The following is a 15,161-nucleotide window of genomic DNA, read 5'->3' as shown; positions in this document are numbered from 1 at the left end:
CGTGATGACGTAGAACGTGGTCAAGTGTTGGCTAAACCAGGTTCAATCAACCCACACACAACTTTTGAATCAGAAATCTATGTTCTGTCAAAAGAAGAAGGCGGACGTCACACTCCATTCTTCAAAGGTTACCGTCCACAGTTCTACTTCCGTACAACGGACGTGACAGGTACTATCGAATTGCCAGAAGGCGTAGAGATGGTAATGCCTGGTGACAACATCAAGATGAAAGTGACCTTGATTTGTCCAATCGCGATGGACGAAGGTTTACGCTTCGCAATTCGTGAAGGTGGCCGTACAGTTGGTGCTGGTGTAGTAGCGAAAATTTTTGCTTAATAGCAAAATTTAGTGACACACTAAAAAAGGAAGCTAAGGCTTCCTTTTTTTATTACAGGGCTGGCGTTATAAGTAAAAATGTGTAGAATGCGCCTCACTCTGAAGTTAAATAGTTATTTGATGACTATTTACACAGCGGGCTTGATATCCAGATTTACATAGGTATAATGGCCCCCTCGTCGACCTAGGTTGACGAATTAAATGATTAGTCACTTAAGTTAATCATTATCATAGCGGCTCCGATTGGGAGTCGAACGGTTAAATCATCTCGCTCTGCTTTTCCATTTGGAAGAAGCTAGAGGGTGATTTTTTATATGTCCATTTTAGGAGCTCTGGTCAATGCAGAACCAAAGAATCCGTATCCGCTTAAAGGGATTTGATCATCGTTTAATTGATCAGTCTACAGCGGAAATCGTTGAAACTGCTAAACGTACAGGCGCTCAAGTACGTGGTCCAATTCCACTACCTACGCGTAAAGAACGTTATACCATTTTGATCTCTCCGCACGTTAATAAAGATGCTCGTGACCAGTACGAATTACGTACACACAAGCGCCTGGTTGACATCGTAGAGCCAACTGAAAAGACTGTAGACGCGTTAATGCGTTTAGATCTTGCGGCTGGTGTCGACGTACAGATTAGCTTGGGTTAATTGAGATCCTAGTAAGAAGAGGTTTGAGAGATGGCTATCGGTCTTATTGGTCGTAAAGTTGGTATGACTCGCATCTTCACCGAAGATGGCGTTTCAATACCAGTTACTGTAATTGAAGTTGCAGGCAACCGTGTTACTCAAGTGAAAACTTTAGAAACTGACGGTTACCGTGCACTTCAAGTTACAACTGGCACCAAAAAAGCCAATCGCATCACTAAACCAGAAGCAGGACACTTTGCTAAGAGCGGCGTTGAAGCCGGTCGTGGTTTGTGGGAAATGCGTTTGGTAGACGGTGAAGGCGAGGGCATTGAAGTTGGTGCTGAGCTAAATGTTGATATTTTCGCTGATGTAGCGAAAGTAGACGTTACTGGTCAATCAAAAGGTAAAGGCTTCCAAGGCGGCGTTAAGCGTTGGAACTTCCGTACTCAAGATATGACTCACGGTAACTCTTTGTCGCACCGCTCGAATGGTTCTATCGGTCAGAACCAAACGCCAGGTCGCGTATTCAAAGGCAAAAAAATGTCAGGCCATATGGGTGCTGAGCGTGTTACAACTCAAAATCTAGTCGTTGTTCGTGTAGATGTTGAGCGTAACCTGCTACTAGTCCGTGGCGCTGTTCCTGGCGCTACCAATGGCGACTTGATTATCAAGCCGGCCGTTAAAGCTTAAGGTCTGAGGAGATAGTAATGGAATTGGTATTGAAAGACGCGCAAAGCGCTCTTGAAGTTTCCGAAACTACCTTCGGCCGTGACTTTAACGAGGCACTGGTTCATCAGGTAGTTGTAGCGTACGCTGCAAACGCGCGTCAGGGCACTCGTGCTCAAAAGACTCGTGCGGAAGTAACTGGCTCAGGCAAAAAGCCTTGGCGCCAAAAAGGAACTGGCCGTGCTCGTGCTGGTTCTGTTAAAGGCCCAATCTGGCGTGGCGGTGGCGTAACATTCGCTGCTAAAACCCAAGATCATAGCCAAAAAGTTAACAAAAAGATGTACCGCGGCGCGCTGAGAAGCATTCTGTCGGAATTGGTACGTCAAGAGCGTCTGGTTGTTGTTGAATCATTTGGCGTTGAAGCTCCTAAAACTAAAGAGCTGAAAGCTAAATTAAAAGCAATGAACCTAGAAGACGTTCTAATTGTGACTGCAGAAGTTGATGAGAACTTATTCTTAGCAGCTCGTAACCTGTACAAGGTTGACGTTCGTGACGTAGCGGGTCTAGACCCAGTTAGTCTGATTGCGTTTAACACTGTGCTTGTGACTGCTGACGCAGTGAAGCAAATCGAGGAGATGCTAGCATGATGATCCGCGAAGAACGTTTGCTAAAAGTCATTCTCGCTCCACACATCTCTGAAAAGAGCACTGTGAACGCTGAGAAGCACAACACTGTTGTTTTCCGCGTAGCTATCGATGCAACTAAAGCTGAAGTTAAAGCTGCTGTTGCTATGCTATTTGAAGTTGAAGTTGATTCAGTTCGCACTTTAGTCAGCAAAGGCAAAACTAAACGCACAGGTGGCCGTACTGGTCGTCGTAGCGATTGGAAAAAAGCCTATGTGACTCTAGCTGCTGGTGCTGACATCGATTTCGTCGGCGGCGCTGAGTAAGCAAAGGAGAATTATCATGGCAGTTATTAAGTGTAAGCCAACCTCTCCAGGTCGTCGCCACGTAGTTAAAGTGGTGAACACTGACCTGCATAAGGGTAAACCCTTTGCTGGCCTGTTGGCGAAAAAATCTAAAAGTGGTGGCCGTAACAATACTGGCCGTATCACTGTCCGTCACGTAGGTGGTGGTCATAAGCAGCATTATCGTCTAATCGACTTCAAACGCGATAAAGATGGGATCCCTGCAAAGATTGAGCGTCTGGAATATGATCCAAACCGTACAGCTAACATCGCGTTAGTATTGTATGCGGATGGTGAACGTCGTTATATTCTTGCTGCCAAAGGCATGCAAGCTGGCGATAAGATCCAGTCTGGTGTTGATGCAGAAATCAAAACCGGTAACGCAATGCCGCTGCGCAACGTCCCAGTAGGTTCTGTTGTACACGCAGTTGAAATGAAGCCTGGTAAAGGTGCTCAGATCGCTCGTTCAGCAGGTGCTTATGCACAAGTTGTTGCTCGTGATGGCGCATATGCCACTCTACGTCTTCGCTCTGGCGAAATGCGTAAAGTGCCAGTTGATTGCCGCGCGACATTTGGTGAAGTTGGTAATGCCGAACACATGCTACGCCAGTTAGGCAAAGCAGGTGCTAACCGCTGGAGAGGCATACGCCCAACAGTGCGTGGTGTTGCAATGAACCCAGTAGACCATCCACACGGTGGTGGTGAAGGCCGTACTTCTGGTGGTCGTCACCCAGTGACTCCATGGGGTGTGCCAACTAAGGGTTATAAGACTCGTAGTAACAAGCGCACTGACAAGTACATCGTACGTCGTCGTAATAAATAGTAAGAGGATTCGCCATGCCACGTTCTCTCAAGAAAGGTCCCTTCATTGACCTGCACTTGCTGAAGAAGGTAGAGAAAGCGATGGAAGCCGGTGACAAAAAGCCTATTAAGACTTGGTCACGTCGCTCTATGATCATTCCAAATATGATTGGTTTGACCATCGCTGTCCATAATGGTCGTCAGCACGTTCCTGTGTTCGTAACTGACGAAATGATTGGCCATAAACTTGGTGAATTTTCACCAACTCGCACTTATCGTGGCCATGCCGCTGATAAGAAAGCGAAGAAGCGTTAATACGGGAGGAATAAGATGGAAGTTTTAGCTAAACATCGTTTTGCCCGTACGTCTGCGCAGAAGGCCCGTCTGGTTGCTGATCAAATTCGTGGATTGCCTGTTGCTAAGGCCCTCGAAATCTTGACTTTCAGCCCCAAGAAAGCCGCCGTACTGGTTAAAAAAGTACTTGACTCAGCTATCGCAAACGCCGAACACAACGAAGGTGCGGATATTGATGAGCTTAAAGTTGGAGCCGTCTTCGTAGATGAAGGCCCAACAATGAAGCGTATCATGCCACGTGCCAAAGGCCGCGCTGATCGTATCATGAAGCGTACCAGCCACATTACTGTGGTTGTATCAGATCGCTAGGAGAGAGCAATGGGACAGAAAGTACATCCTAATGGTATCCGTCTGGGTATCACTAAGCCTTGGATCTCTACCTGGTACGCAGATAAATCAGATTACGCAAATAATCTGAACAGCGACTGGGAAGTGCGTAAGTTTCTTGTAGAGAAATTACAAGCTGCTTCAGTATCTAAGATTGTTATCGAGCGTCCAGCGAAAAGCATCCGCGTTACGATTCACACTGCCCGTCCAGGCGTTGTGATTGGTAAGAAAGGTGAAGACGTTGAAGTATTGCGTGCTGCAGTGTCAAAACTTGCTGGCACTCCTGCTCAAATTAACATCGCTGAGATCCGTAAACCTGAGCTAGATGCCAAGTTAGTTGCTGACTCTATTGCACAGCAATTAGAGCGTCGCGTAATGTTCCGTCGTGCTATGAAGCGCGCAGTTCAAAACGCAATGCGTATTGGTGCTCAAGGTATCAAAGTACAAGTTAGTGGCCGTTTAGGCGGAGCTGAGATTGCGCGTGATGAGTGGTATCGTGAAGGTCGCGTACCTTTACATACTTTGCGTGCTGATATCGACTATTCAACATCTGAAAGTCACACCCAATATGGTGTGATCGGCGTTAAAGTTTGGATCTTCAAAGGTGAAGTTCTGGACGGAATGCTGCCACAGATTGAAGAGCCGAAGCAGCAGCAACCTAAGCGCAAGCCTCGTGGTAAATAGGAGAGCCGGCAATGCTGCAACCTAAACGTATGAAGTTTCGCAAGATGTTCAAAGGCCGTAACCGCGGTCTAGCGAACGGTACCGAAGTTAGCTTTGGTACTTTTGGTCTGAAAGCAGTCGGCCGTGGCCGTTTAACTGCACGTCAGATCGAATCTGCACGTCGTGCCATGACACGTCATATTAAGCGTCAGGGACAAATTTGGATTCGAGTTTTCCCGGACAAGCCGATTACCTCTAAGCCTCTTGAAGTGCGTATGGGTAAAGGTAAAGGTAACGTTGAATACTGGGTATGTCAGGTTCAACCTGGTAAGGTACTGTATGAGATGAATGGTGTATCTGAAGTAATCGCTCGTGAAGCGTTTGCTTTAGCTGCTGCCAAGCTTCCAATCAAGACTACCTTCGTAACTAAGACGGTGATGTAATGAAAGCGAGCGAACTGAGAGAAAAGAGCGTTGAAGAACTGAACGCTGAACTACTTGGTCTGCTGCGTGAGCAGTTCAACCTGCGTATGCAACACGCCACTGGTCAGTTGACTCAGACTAATCAACTGAAATTAGTGCGCCGTAATATTGCGCGCGTTAAGACCATTATTACTTCTAAGGCGGGTGCGTAATGTCTGATAAAATCCGTACTTTGCAGGGTCGTGTAACGAGTAACAAGATGGACAAGTCCATTACTGTTGCTATCGAACGCCAAGTGAAACACCCAATTTATGGGAAATACATTAAGCGTACGACTAAGATCCATGCACATGACGAAACTAATCAGTGCAATGAAGGCGATTTAGTAGCGATTCGCGAATGTCGTCCTTTGTCTAAGACTAAGTCTTGGACCCTGGTTGAAGTAGTATCAAAGGCCTAAGTTAATTAGGTATTTAGGTAAACGGCTCCAGTTCATGGAGCCGTTTGTTTTTTAATACTATACATTCCAGTTTTATGGTGTTATATTTGCGCGCCATTTTTGACTAAATTAGTAGCAAAAATGAGTGTGTTTATTGTCCCATAGTGGGATTTGTGTAGTAACGATAGCGGAGCACTTAAAATGATCCAAATGCAATCGACTCTTGACGTTGCTTGTAACAGCGGCGCACGCAGAGTTCAGTGTATTAAGGTCTTGGGTGGCTCTCATCGTCGTTATGCCGGTATCGGCGACATCATCAAAGTTTCTGTTAAAGAAGCGATTCCTCGCGCTAAAGCGAAGAAAGGCGATGTGTATAACGCGGTGGTAGTCCGTACTAAGAAAGGCGTACGTCGTCCAGACGGTTCTGTCATTCGCTTCGATCGGAATGCAGCGGTATTGCTTAACGGCAACCTGCAGCCGATTGGTACTCGTATCTTTGGACCAGTGACACGTGAATTGCGCAATGAGCAATTTATGAAAATTGTCTCGCTGGCACCAGAAGTACTGTAAGGAGCTTCAAAATGGCAGCAAAAATACGTCGCGAAGACGAAATAATTGTATTAGCAGGTAAAGACAAGGGTAAACGTGCAAAAGTTTCTCAAGTCCTTCCTACTGGTAAATTAATTGTTGAAGGCATCAATCTTGTCAAAAAACACCAAAAGCCAAACCCACAACTGGGCGTAGCTGGCGGTATTGTTGAGAAAGAAGCACCGATACAAGCATCAAATGTAGCGATTTTCAACTCTGCCACTGGCAAAGCTGATCGCGTTGGTTTCCGCTTTGAAGATGGCAAAAAAGTGCGTTTCTTCAAATCGAATAGTGAACTCATTAAGTAATTGGAGTAAACGATGGCGAAACTGCATGATAAATACAAAGAGACTGTTATCGCTGAACTTGCTAAAAAGTTTGGTTATTCCAGTGTCATGCAAGTCCCTCGGATTGAGAAAATCACCCTGAATATGGGTGTTGGCGAAGCTGTTGCAGACAAAAAAGTTATGGACCATGCTGTCCGTGATATGACTGCAATTGCTGGTCAAAAGCCAGTAGTGACTGTTGCTCGTAAGTCAGTTGCTGGTTTTAAAATCCGTGAAGGCTACCCTATTGGCTGTAAAGTGACCCTACGCGGTGAGCGTATGTGGGAATTCTTAGAGCGTTTAGTCGATATCGCAATCCCACGTATTCGTGACTTCCGTGGCTTAAGCGCTAAAGCGTTTGACGGCCGTGGTAACTACGCAATGGGCGTGCGTGAGCAGATCATCTTCCCAGAAATCGATTACGATAAAATCGATAAGATTCGTGGTATGGATATTGTTATCACTACTACTGCGAAGAATGATGAAGAAGGTCGTGCTTTGTTAGACGCTTTTAACTTCCCATTCAAGAAATAAGGGTAGCGTAATGGCAAAAACATCAATGAAAGCACGTGAAGCTAAACGTGCACAGCTCGTAGCTAAGTTCGCTGAAAAGCGTGCTGCTCTTAAGACTATCATTGCAAGTCCAGCTTCTTCTGACGAAGACCGTTGGGATGCAGTACTTAAGTTGCAAGCTCTACCACGTGATTCCAGCGCTGCGCGTCAACGCAATCGTTGTAATCAAACTGGTCGCCCTCATGGCTTCTTACGTAAATTCGGCTTAAGCCGTATCAAATTACGTGAAGCAACCATGCGTGGTGAAGTTCCTGGCCTGCGTAAGGCCAGCTGGTAAGCACTTGTCACGGAGTAAGCTAATATGAGCATGCAAGATCCTATTGCGGATATGTTAACCCGTATTCGTAACGGCCAAGCTGCTAACCACGTATCGGTGACGATGCCTTCTGCTAAGTTAAAAGTCGCAATTGCGAAACTACTTAAAGATGAAGGTTATATCGCTGATTACGCCGTAGCAGATCAAGCCAAGCCTGAACTGGAAGTTACTTTAAAGTATTTCCAAGGCCAACCAGTCGTTGAGACTATCCAGCGTGTAAGTCGCCCTGGTCTTCGTATTTACAAAGGTAAAAACGAACTTCCAAAGGTGATGGGCGGTCTGGGTGTCGCAATTGTGTCCACTTCTAAAGGCTTGATGACTGATCGTGCCGCCCGCCTTGCAGGCATGGGTGGCGAGGTTATCTGCTACGTAGCTTAAGGAGCTAGGAATGTCTCGTGTAGCAAAAGCACCAGTATCTATTCCAGCTGGCGTAGAGGTGACCTTGAACGAACAGACACTTACCGTCAAAGGCGGAAAAGGTAGTCTGACTCGAGTAATCAACAATGCGGTCAATGTTGTTATTGAAGCTGACGTAGTTAAGTTCCTCCCTGTTGAAGGCGTTGCTAACGCTTGGGCACAGGCTGGTACAACTCGTGCATTAGTAAACAATATGGTTGTTGGTGTATCTCAAGGTTTTGAGCGTAAATTAAAGTTAGTTGGCGTTGGTTACCGTGCGAAAATCGTCGGTACTGATATTGACCTTACTTTAGGTTTCTCTCATCCGTTAGTACACAAACTGCCCGCAGGCGTAACTGCAGAGTGTCCGAGCCAAACTGACATCGTCCTACGTGGCGTTGATAAACAGGTAATTGGCCAAGTCGCTGCTGAGATTCGCGGATATCGTCCACCAGAGCCATATAAAGGCAAAGGTGTTCGCTATGACGACGAAGTAGTACGCCGTAAAGAGGCTAAGAAGAAGTAGGTAACGCGATATGGATAAGAAAACATCTCGCTTACGTCGCGCTACTCGCGCTCGTAAGAAGATCCAAGAGCTGGGCGTGAATCGTCTGGTTGTACATCGTACACCGCGTCACATTTATGCTCAGGTGATTAATCCTGAAGCTCAGGTGTTGGCAGCTGCTTCAACCGTTGAAAAAGCGGTTAAAGAGCTACTGAAGAGTACCGGTAACGTAGACGCAGCGAAAGCAGTAGGTAAATTTGTTGCTGAGCGCGCGATCGAAAAAGGCGTGACTTCAGTTGCGTTCGATCGTTCTGGTTTCAAGTATCATGGTCGTGTAGCTGCTTTAGCAGATGCCGCTCGTGAAGCTGGCCTGAAGTTCTAAGGGGTTATAAAATGGCTAAATTAGAAGCTCAGCAAAAAGACGATCTGCAAGAGAAATTGATTGCAGTTAATCGTGTTTCTAAAGTAGTTAAAGGCGGTCGTATCTTTAGCTTCACAGCACTGACAGTAGTGGGTGACGGTAACGGTAAGATTGGCTACGGCTATGGTAAAGCACGTGAAGTTCCAGCAGCGATTCAAAAAGCTATGGAAAAAGCTCGTCGTAACATTGTGACCGTTGAGTTGAATGCAGGTACTCTGCATCACCCAGTTAAAGGTCGTCATACAGGTTCTCTTGTGTACATGCAACCTGCATCACAAGGTACTGGTATTATTGCCGGTGGCGCAATGCGTGCCGTATTGGAAGTAGCAGGCGTGCATAACGTTCTGTCAAAAGCATACGGTTCTACTAACCCGATCAACATCGTTCGCGCGACTGTAGATGCACTGGTGCACATGAAGTCACCTGCGCAAATCGCAGCAAAGCGTGGCCTGAATGTTGACGAAATTCGGGGGTAATGCACCATGGCAACTAAAACTGTAAAAGTTACTCAGACTAAAAGCGGAATCGGTCGTTTACCGAAGCACCGTGCAACCCTAACGGGTCTTGGTCTGCGTCGCATTGGTCACACTGTTGAGCTAGAAGATACTCCTTCAGTTCGCGGTATGATCAATAAGGTCTACTACATGGTTAAAGTGGAGGATTAATAGATGCGTTTAAATACTCTATCTCCAGCTGCAGGCTCTAAGCATGCGCCAAAGCGTGTAGGCCGTGGTATAGGCTCAGGTCTAGGTAAAACAGCGGGTCGTGGCCATAAAGGCCAAAAGTCTCGTTCTGGTGGCGGTGTGCGCCCAGGATTTGAAGGTGGTCAAATGCCACTGAAGATCCGTTTACCTAAATTTGGTTTTACCTCGCGTCGCGCTATGGTAACAGCTGAAGTTCGTGTACTCGAACTAGCAAAAGTTAACGGTGATGTTATCGACTTAAACGCTCTGAAAGATGCGAACGTTATTACTCGCAACATCCAGTTTGCGAAAATTGTTCTTTCAGGTACCATTGAGCGCCCTGTGACTGTAAAAGGTCTGAAGGTAACCAAAGGTGCACGTGCAGCTATTGAAGCTGCCGGCGGTAAGATCGAGGAATAATACGTCGATGGCAAAACCAGGACTTGATTTAAAAAGCGCGAAAGGTGGATTTTCTGAATTGAAAGCTCGCCTCCTGTTCGTGATTGGTGCGATTATCGTCTTTAGGGCCGGTTCGTTTGTACCAATTCCTGGTATTGACGCAGCTGTATTAGCAGAGCTGTTTGCTCAGCAGAAAGGGACCATTCTGGGCATGTTTAACATGTTCTCGGGTGGCGCCCTTTCGCGTGCCTCTATCTTTGCATTAGGAATCATGCCGTATATTTCAGCATCGATTATTATGCAACTGTTGACTGTGGTACATCCTGCGCTCGCTGAATTGAAAAAAGAAGGCGAATCAGGACGTAAGAAGATCAGTCAATATACGAGATGGGGTACCTTAGTGCTGGGTACATTCCAGTCGATTGGTATTGCAACCGGGTTACCAAACTTAGTGCCAGGCCTTGTGGTCAACATTGGATTTGGGTTTTACTTTGTTGCAGTTGTGAGTTTGGTTACTGGAACTATGTTCCTTATGTGGCTGGGTGAACAAATTACCGAACGTGGTATAGGTAATGGTATCTCGATATTGATTTTCGCAGGTATTGTTGCTGGATTACCTTCCGCTATCGGCCAAACGGCTGAGCAGGCGCGTCAAGGTGACTTGAATGTGTTAGTATTGTTGTTGCTCGCGGTAATTGTGTTTGCAGTGACTTATTTTGTAGTATTTGTGGAACGTGGTCAGCGTCGAATCGTCGTTAACTATGCTAAGCGTCAGCAAGGCCGTAAGGTATTCGCTGCGCAAAGTACCCATCTACCGCTTAAAATAAACATGGCAGGTGTTATTCCGCCAATTTTTGCGTCAAGCATCATTTTGTTTCCTGGAACACTGGCTCAGTGGTTCGGTCAAAATGAGTCTATGTCATGGTTAAGTGATTTCTCACTTGCTGTGTCACCTGGACAACCGCTTTACTCATTATTATATGCAACAGCGATTATCTTTTTCTGTTTCTTCTATACTGCGTTGGTGTTTAACCCACGCGAAACAGCAGATAATCTGAAGAAGAGTGGTGCATTCATCCCTGGGATCCGTCCTGGAGAACAGACTTCGCGTTACATTGATAAAGTTATGACCCGTTTGACATTAGCAGGCGCGTTATACATAACCTTTATCTGCTTAATTCCGGAGTTCATGTTAATTGCGTGGAAAGTACAGTTCTATTTTGGCGGTACTTCGCTACTAATTATGGTAGTCGTAATCATGGACTTCATGGCTCAGGTTCAGACGCATATGATGTCTCATCAATATGAGTCTGTGATGAAGAAAGCTAACCTAGTAAACAAAGCGAATTTAGATCGCTTTGGTCGCTAAGTAGCTTTACGGAGTGATGAAATGAAAGTTCGAGCTTCCGTGAAGAAGATCTGCCGTAATTGCAAGATCGTCAAGCGTAGTGGTGTTGTACGCGTTATATGTGTTGAACCAAAACACAAACAGCGTCAAGGCTAAAAAGTAATTTGTTCAGCCCATGAATTGGGCTGGACAAAATTTTGTTTGCAAATCTGTTGACTGTCGAGTATCCTTTCGGGCTTTTCGCAGTTGGCCTTTAACTTTAAGGAGTGCATAGTGGCCCGTATCGCTGGCATTAACATTCCTGATCAAAAGCATACAGTCATCGCATTGACTGCAATTTTCGGCATAGGCCGTACTCGCGCTAGAGCAATATGCGCGGCTACAGCAATAGCTGAAACTGCTAAGATCAAGGAATTGAGCGAAGCTCAAATAGATATACTACGCGAAGAAGTCGCCAAATACATTGTAGAAGGTGACTTGCGTCGTGAGATTTCAATGAACATCAAGCGTCTTATGGATCTTGGTTGTTATCGTGGTCTCCGCCATCGTCGTAGCCTGCCTCTCCGTGGGCAACGTACTAAGACCAATGCGCGTACGCGTAAAGGTCCACGTAAACCCATTAGAAAGTAACGGGAAGGTAAAGCAATGGCTAAAGTTCCGTCACGTTCTCCGCGTAAGCGCGTACGTAAACAGGTTGCAGATGGCATGGCTCATATCCATGCATCTTTCAACAACACTATTGTCACCATTACAGATCGTCAAGGTAATGCGTTGTCATGGGCTACTTCAGGTGGTTCAGGTTTCCGTGGTTCACGTAAATCTACTCCATTTGCTGCACAGGTGGCTGCTGAGCGTGCAGGTGCTGCTGCTCAAGACTACGGTTTAAAAAACCTTGAAGTGTTTGTGAAGGGTCCAGGTCCAGGTCGTGAGTCAGCCATTCGTGCGCTGAACGCTGTTGGTTATAAAATAACTAACATTACCGATGTGACGCCGATCCCTCATAATGGTTGTCGTCCTCCTAAAAAGCGTCGTGTATAACGCCGTTTCGTTAGGATAGTTGGAGAAAGATCATGGCAAGATACTTGGGTCCCAAGCTCAAGCTCAGCCGCCGAGAAGGTACAGACCTTTTCTTAAAAAGCGGTGTGAGAGCAATCGATTCAAAGTGTAAACTGGAAACTGCACCTGGACAACATGGCGCTCGTAAGCCACGTTTATCAGAGTACGGCACTCAGTTGCGCGAAAAACAAAAAGTTCGTCGTATTTATGGCGTGTTAGAAAAACAATTCCGTAACTACTACAAAGATGCTGCACGTACTAAAGGCAACACAGGTCAAAACCTGCTTCAGCTTTTAGAAATCCGTCTCGATAACGTCGTTTATCGTATGGGCTTCGGTGCAACTCGTGCAGAATCACGTCAGCTAGTAAGCCATAAATCAATTATGGTTAACGGTCGTGTTGTTAACATTCCATCATTCAAAGTGTCTGCGAATGATGTTGTAAGCATCCGCGAGAAGTCACGCACTCAAGCTCGTATCAAAGCGGCTTTAGAAGTGGCAGCTCAACGCGAGAAGCCTACATGGGTTGAAGTAGACAATACGAAAATGGAAGGTGCTTTCAAGCGCGTTCCAGAACGTAGCGATTTGTCTGCGGATATTAACGAACAGCTGATCGTCGAGCTTTACTCTAAGTAAAGCTAACAAACAAGAGAGGACACAATGCAGGGTTCTGTTACAGAATTTCTTAAACCGCGTCTCGTTGATATCGAGCAGGTTAACTCAACACGTGCCAAGGTTACATTGGAACCACTTGAGCGTGGTTTCGGCCACACTTTAGGTAACGCGTTGCGTCGCATCCTATTGTCGTCTATGCCCGGCTGCGCGGTTACCGAAGTCGAGATTGACGGTGTACTGCACGAATACAGCAGTAAGGAAGGCGTTCAAGAAGATATCCTTGAAATACTGTTAAACCTGAAAGGGTTAGCAGTGACTATCGAGGGTAAAGACGAGGCTATGCTTACGTTGAGCAAGTCCGGCGCAGGCCCTGTCATCGCAGCAGATATCACGCATGATGGTGATGTCACTATCGTGAATCCTGATCATATTATCTGTCATCTGACAGGTAATAATGATATCAGCATGCGTATTCGCGTTGAGCGTGGTCGTGGTTATGTACCTGCATCTGCTCGTGCACAGACCGAAGACGATGATCGCCCAATCGGCCGTTTGCTGGTTGATGCTTCTTTCTCGCCAGTTGCACGAATTGCCTACAATGTAGAAGCAGCACGTGTAGAACAGCGTACTGACTTAGATAAACTCGTTATTGATATGACCACAAACGGTACTATTGATCCTGAGGAAGCTATCCGTCGTTCTGCAACTATTCTGGCTGAACAGCTAGATGCATTTGTTGAACTACGTGACGTGTCTGAGCCAGAGTTGAAAGAAGAGAAACCGGAGTTCGATCCGATTCTGCTGCGTCCTGTCGACGATTTAGAGCTAACTGTACGTTCGGCTAACTGCTTGAAAGCCGAAGCGATTCATTACATCGGAGATCTGGTACAGCGTACTGAAGTTGAGTTGCTGAAGACCCCTAACTTAGGTAAGAAATCTCTTACTGAAATTAAGGATGTTTTAGCTTCTCGCGGACTGTCGTTAGGTATGCGTCTGGAAAACTGGCCTCCAGCTAGTTTAGCAGATGACCTATAAGTCTCAGGTTTGTACAGATTTAGGTTATAAGGATTAGGTCATGCGCCATCGTAAGAGTGGTCGTCAACTAAACCGTAACAGCAGTCATCGCCAAGCCATGTTTCGCAACATGGCCGGTTCACTAGTTCGTCATGAGATCATCAAGACAACTGTGGCCAAAGCGAAAGAACTGCGTCGCGTAGTTGAGCCTCTGATAACACTTGCTAAGAGTGACAGCGTTGCAAACCGTCGTTTAGCGTTTGCACGTACTCGCGACGCTGAAGTCGTCGGTAAGTTATTTACTGAGTTGGGTCCACGTTACCAGGAACGTCCTGGTGGCTATACCCGTATCCTTAAGTGCGGTTTACGTGCTGGTGATAAAGCCCCTATGGCTTACATCGAGCTAGTTGGTCGCCCAGAAGCTGCTCAAGCTGTTGATGTTGAAGCTGAGTAAGTTAAGGTTACACTTTTAAAAAGCCGGGCATCGCCCGGCTTTTTTATGCCTTCTTTTCATGACTTAATCCCAAACTATATCAATTCCATTAATGATATTTCTATTCATTAAGTGGTCGGCGCTATCCATTGTCTAGGACACAATTTGCTCACCCTTTCTTTCTTCTCAATGAAGACATTCCATGCGATGGAACATTGTTCAACAATGTCGTCATAACCAATAAAACTGCGGTCGGCCAACACATTTTGGCGTAGGCATTGCCAAACTTGCTCTATCGGATTCAGTTCTGGTGAGTAAGGAGGCGGCTTGAGGACGGTCAGATTATCAAAGTCGTCGGCTAACGCTTGTTGATGCCAGCGAGGGCCGTCCATGATGACCAGTGCGTAGATCCCAAATGCCGTCGCAGCCGAAGTGAACTTCAAATATTGGTACGTATATCCGCTGTTTGCATGTGGGGCAATAATGACTTTGGTTGCGCCACATGCAGGGAATGGCGTCATTAAATACGCCGATTCAAACTGTTGCTGCCTTACTGGGTGGACGTGCCCCTTTCTTAGCCTAAGTGCGGGCGGTGATATTTTGTTGACCAAATTTGGCTTCATCTTGAAACCACATATTAATGTGTTCGCGGCCCATGTAATGGTCAAGTATTTCTGGAGGGATGTTAAGCTGCTTTTTAAAAGTGCCTTGAGTCACATTGAGTGGAGAGGGTGCGTGGTTAGCTATAAAGGCTCTGCTAAGGACACCGTACTCTGAGCAGAAAGATTTCTTGCTGTATTAAGACTATTTCCTTTGTTGGCGTTAGAACTACAGCATCTTAATAATACGCGATTAAATAATTTCTCAGCAGTTCACTGTTATAG

At 46.1% G+C, this 15,161-nt stretch carries 29 protein-coding genes and 1 pseudogene; 29 read left to right on the top strand and 1 reads right to left on the bottom strand.

The genetic code is table 11. The annotated features are described in order from the left end of the window. From BW947_RS18185 to rplQ, 29 genes are all read left to right on the top strand, one after another. A partial coding sequence (locus BW947_RS18185) for an elongation factor Tu (RefSeq protein WP_482938006.1) occupies positions 1-336 on the top strand: 336 nt, incomplete at its 5' end. A gap of 339 nt (positions 337-675) precedes the next feature. Then, positions 676-987, top strand: a complete 312-nt coding sequence (gene rpsJ, locus BW947_RS18180; protein ID WP_006083601.1) for a 30S ribosomal protein S10 — start codon at positions 676-678, stop codon at positions 985-987. Between the two features lie 30 nt (positions 988-1,017). Beyond that, a complete protein-coding gene (gene rplC / locus BW947_RS18175; protein WP_006083600.1) occupies positions 1,018-1,656 on the top strand; it encodes a 50S ribosomal protein L3 in 639 nt (212 codons plus the stop codon). A 17-nt stretch (positions 1,657-1,673) separates the two neighbouring features. Then, the gene (gene rplD, locus BW947_RS18170) at positions 1,674-2,279 is read left to right on the top strand and encodes a 50S ribosomal protein L4 (protein ID WP_076502265.1); all 606 of its coding nucleotides are present in this window, start codon (positions 1,674-1,676) and stop codon (positions 2,277-2,279) included. After that, positions 2,279-2,581 carry a 50S ribosomal protein L23 gene (gene rplW / locus BW947_RS18165; RefSeq protein ID WP_076502267.1) on the top strand — a complete coding sequence of 101 codons (303 nt, stop codon included), beginning with the start codon at positions 2,279-2,281 and terminating at the stop codon, positions 2,579-2,581. Before rplD ends, rplW begins: the two co-directional genes overlap by 1 nt. Before the next feature lie 16 nt (positions 2,582-2,597). Further along, complete coding sequence (gene rplB, locus BW947_RS18160) at positions 2,598-3,422, top strand: 50S ribosomal protein L2 (protein ID WP_076502263.1); 825 nt, start codon at positions 2,598-2,600, stop codon at positions 3,420-3,422. A 14-nt stretch (positions 3,423-3,436) separates the two neighbouring features. After that, positions 3,437-3,715 (top strand): 30S ribosomal protein S19, encoded by a 279-nt coding sequence (rpsS, locus tag BW947_RS18155; protein ID WP_006083596.1) that lies wholly within the window; start codon positions 3,437-3,439, stop codon positions 3,713-3,715. A 15-nt stretch (positions 3,716-3,730) separates the two neighbouring features. Next, the gene (rplV, locus tag BW947_RS18150) at positions 3,731-4,063 is read left to right on the top strand and encodes a 50S ribosomal protein L22 (protein WP_006083595.1); all 333 of its coding nucleotides are present in this window, start codon (positions 3,731-3,733) and stop codon (positions 4,061-4,063) included. Positions 4,064-4,072: 9 nt separating this feature from the next. After that, positions 4,073-4,765, top strand: a complete 693-nt coding sequence (gene rpsC / locus BW947_RS18145) for a 30S ribosomal protein S3 (RefSeq protein ID WP_011787574.1) — start codon at positions 4,073-4,075, stop codon at positions 4,763-4,765. 11 nt (positions 4,766-4,776) lie between these two features. Next, positions 4,777-5,187 (top strand): 50S ribosomal protein L16, encoded by a 411-nt coding sequence (gene rplP / locus BW947_RS18140; protein WP_076502261.1) that lies wholly within the window; start codon positions 4,777-4,779, stop codon positions 5,185-5,187. Then, on the top strand, positions 5,187-5,378 hold the full coding sequence (gene rpmC, locus BW947_RS18135) for a 50S ribosomal protein L29 (RefSeq protein WP_006083592.1): 192 nt from the start codon (positions 5,187-5,189) through the stop codon (positions 5,376-5,378). The genes rplP and rpmC overlap by 1 nt, the downstream gene beginning before the upstream one ends. Next, the gene (gene rpsQ, locus BW947_RS18130) at positions 5,378-5,626 is read left to right on the top strand and encodes a 30S ribosomal protein S17 (protein ID WP_006083591.1); all 249 of its coding nucleotides are present in this window, start codon (positions 5,378-5,380) and stop codon (positions 5,624-5,626) included. Before rpmC ends, rpsQ begins: the two co-directional genes overlap by 1 nt. A gap of 180 nt (positions 5,627-5,806) precedes the next feature. After that, on the top strand, positions 5,807-6,175 hold the full coding sequence (gene rplN / locus BW947_RS18125) for a 50S ribosomal protein L14 (RefSeq protein ID WP_076502259.1): 369 nt from the start codon (positions 5,807-5,809) through the stop codon (positions 6,173-6,175). Between the two features lie 11 nt (positions 6,176-6,186). Continuing rightward, positions 6,187-6,501 (top strand): 50S ribosomal protein L24, encoded by a 315-nt coding sequence (gene rplX / locus BW947_RS18120; RefSeq protein WP_076502257.1) that lies wholly within the window; start codon positions 6,187-6,189, stop codon positions 6,499-6,501. A gap of 12 nt (positions 6,502-6,513) precedes the next feature. Beyond that, complete coding sequence (gene rplE / locus BW947_RS18115; protein ID WP_076502255.1) at positions 6,514-7,053, top strand: 50S ribosomal protein L5; 540 nt, start codon at positions 6,514-6,516, stop codon at positions 7,051-7,053. A 10-nt stretch (positions 7,054-7,063) separates the two neighbouring features. Beyond that, positions 7,064-7,369 carry a 30S ribosomal protein S14 gene (gene rpsN, locus BW947_RS18110; RefSeq protein ID WP_076502253.1) on the top strand — a complete coding sequence of 102 codons (306 nt, stop codon included), beginning with the start codon at positions 7,064-7,066 and terminating at the stop codon, positions 7,367-7,369. Between the two features lie 24 nt (positions 7,370-7,393). Further along, positions 7,394-7,786 carry a 30S ribosomal protein S8 gene (gene rpsH, locus BW947_RS18105; RefSeq protein WP_076502251.1) on the top strand — a complete coding sequence of 131 codons (393 nt, stop codon included), beginning with the start codon at positions 7,394-7,396 and terminating at the stop codon, positions 7,784-7,786. Positions 7,787-7,796: 10 nt separating this feature from the next. After that, complete coding sequence (rplF, locus tag BW947_RS18100) at positions 7,797-8,330, top strand: 50S ribosomal protein L6 (protein WP_076502249.1); 534 nt, start codon at positions 7,797-7,799, stop codon at positions 8,328-8,330. Between the two features lie 10 nt (positions 8,331-8,340). Continuing rightward, positions 8,341-8,691, top strand: coding sequence for a 50S ribosomal protein L18 (gene rplR, locus BW947_RS18095; RefSeq protein WP_006083584.1), 351 nt, complete (start codon positions 8,341-8,343; stop codon positions 8,689-8,691). A gap of 11 nt (positions 8,692-8,702) precedes the next feature. Continuing rightward, entirely contained in the window at positions 8,703-9,206 is a 504-nt protein-coding gene (gene rpsE / locus BW947_RS18090; protein ID WP_076502247.1) for a 30S ribosomal protein S5, read from the top strand. A gap of 6 nt (positions 9,207-9,212) precedes the next feature. Then, on the top strand, positions 9,213-9,395 hold the full coding sequence (rpmD, locus tag BW947_RS18085; protein WP_006083582.1) for a 50S ribosomal protein L30: 183 nt from the start codon (positions 9,213-9,215) through the stop codon (positions 9,393-9,395). Positions 9,396-9,398: 3 nt separating this feature from the next. After that, positions 9,399-9,833 carry a 50S ribosomal protein L15 gene (gene rplO / locus BW947_RS18080; protein WP_076502245.1) on the top strand — a complete coding sequence of 145 codons (435 nt, stop codon included), beginning with the start codon at positions 9,399-9,401 and terminating at the stop codon, positions 9,831-9,833. A 7-nt stretch (positions 9,834-9,840) separates the two neighbouring features. After that, positions 9,841-11,181, top strand: a complete 1,341-nt coding sequence (gene secY, locus BW947_RS18075) for a preprotein translocase subunit SecY (protein ID WP_076502243.1) — start codon at positions 9,841-9,843, stop codon at positions 11,179-11,181. A 21-nt stretch (positions 11,182-11,202) separates the two neighbouring features. After that, entirely contained in the window at positions 11,203-11,316 is a 114-nt protein-coding gene (gene rpmJ, locus BW947_RS18070; protein ID WP_006083579.1) for a 50S ribosomal protein L36, read from the top strand. 117 nt (positions 11,317-11,433) lie between these two features. After that, complete coding sequence (gene rpsM / locus BW947_RS18065) at positions 11,434-11,790, top strand: 30S ribosomal protein S13 (RefSeq protein WP_006083578.1); 357 nt, start codon at positions 11,434-11,436, stop codon at positions 11,788-11,790. Between the two features lie 15 nt (positions 11,791-11,805). Further along, the gene (gene rpsK, locus BW947_RS18060) at positions 11,806-12,198 is read left to right on the top strand and encodes a 30S ribosomal protein S11 (RefSeq protein WP_006083577.1); all 393 of its coding nucleotides are present in this window, start codon (positions 11,806-11,808) and stop codon (positions 12,196-12,198) included. A gap of 32 nt (positions 12,199-12,230) precedes the next feature. Then, the gene (gene rpsD, locus BW947_RS18055) at positions 12,231-12,851 is read left to right on the top strand and encodes a 30S ribosomal protein S4 (RefSeq protein ID WP_076502242.1); all 621 of its coding nucleotides are present in this window, start codon (positions 12,231-12,233) and stop codon (positions 12,849-12,851) included. A 24-nt stretch (positions 12,852-12,875) separates the two neighbouring features. Next, complete coding sequence (locus BW947_RS18050; protein ID WP_076502240.1) at positions 12,876-13,865, top strand: DNA-directed RNA polymerase subunit alpha; 990 nt, start codon at positions 12,876-12,878, stop codon at positions 13,863-13,865. Between the two features lie 40 nt (positions 13,866-13,905). Then, a complete protein-coding gene (rplQ, locus tag BW947_RS18045) occupies positions 13,906-14,298 on the top strand; it encodes a 50S ribosomal protein L17 (RefSeq protein ID WP_076502238.1) in 393 nt (130 codons plus the stop codon). A gap of 107 nt (positions 14,299-14,405) precedes the next feature. Here the strand turns inward: rplQ and BW947_RS18040 are convergent. Next, positions 14,406-14,919 (bottom strand): annotated as a pseudogene (locus BW947_RS18040) (transposase); the annotation flags it as partial. Between the last annotated feature and the right edge of the window lie 242 nt (positions 14,920-15,161).

Source organism: Shewanella morhuae, from assembly GCF_900156405.1.
In the GTDB taxonomy this organism is placed as follows: Bacteria; Pseudomonadota; Gammaproteobacteria; order Enterobacterales; family Shewanellaceae; genus Shewanella; species Shewanella morhuae.
Note: the sequence above shows the minus strand (reverse complement) of the source record. Positions and strands in the feature narration are given on the sequence as shown.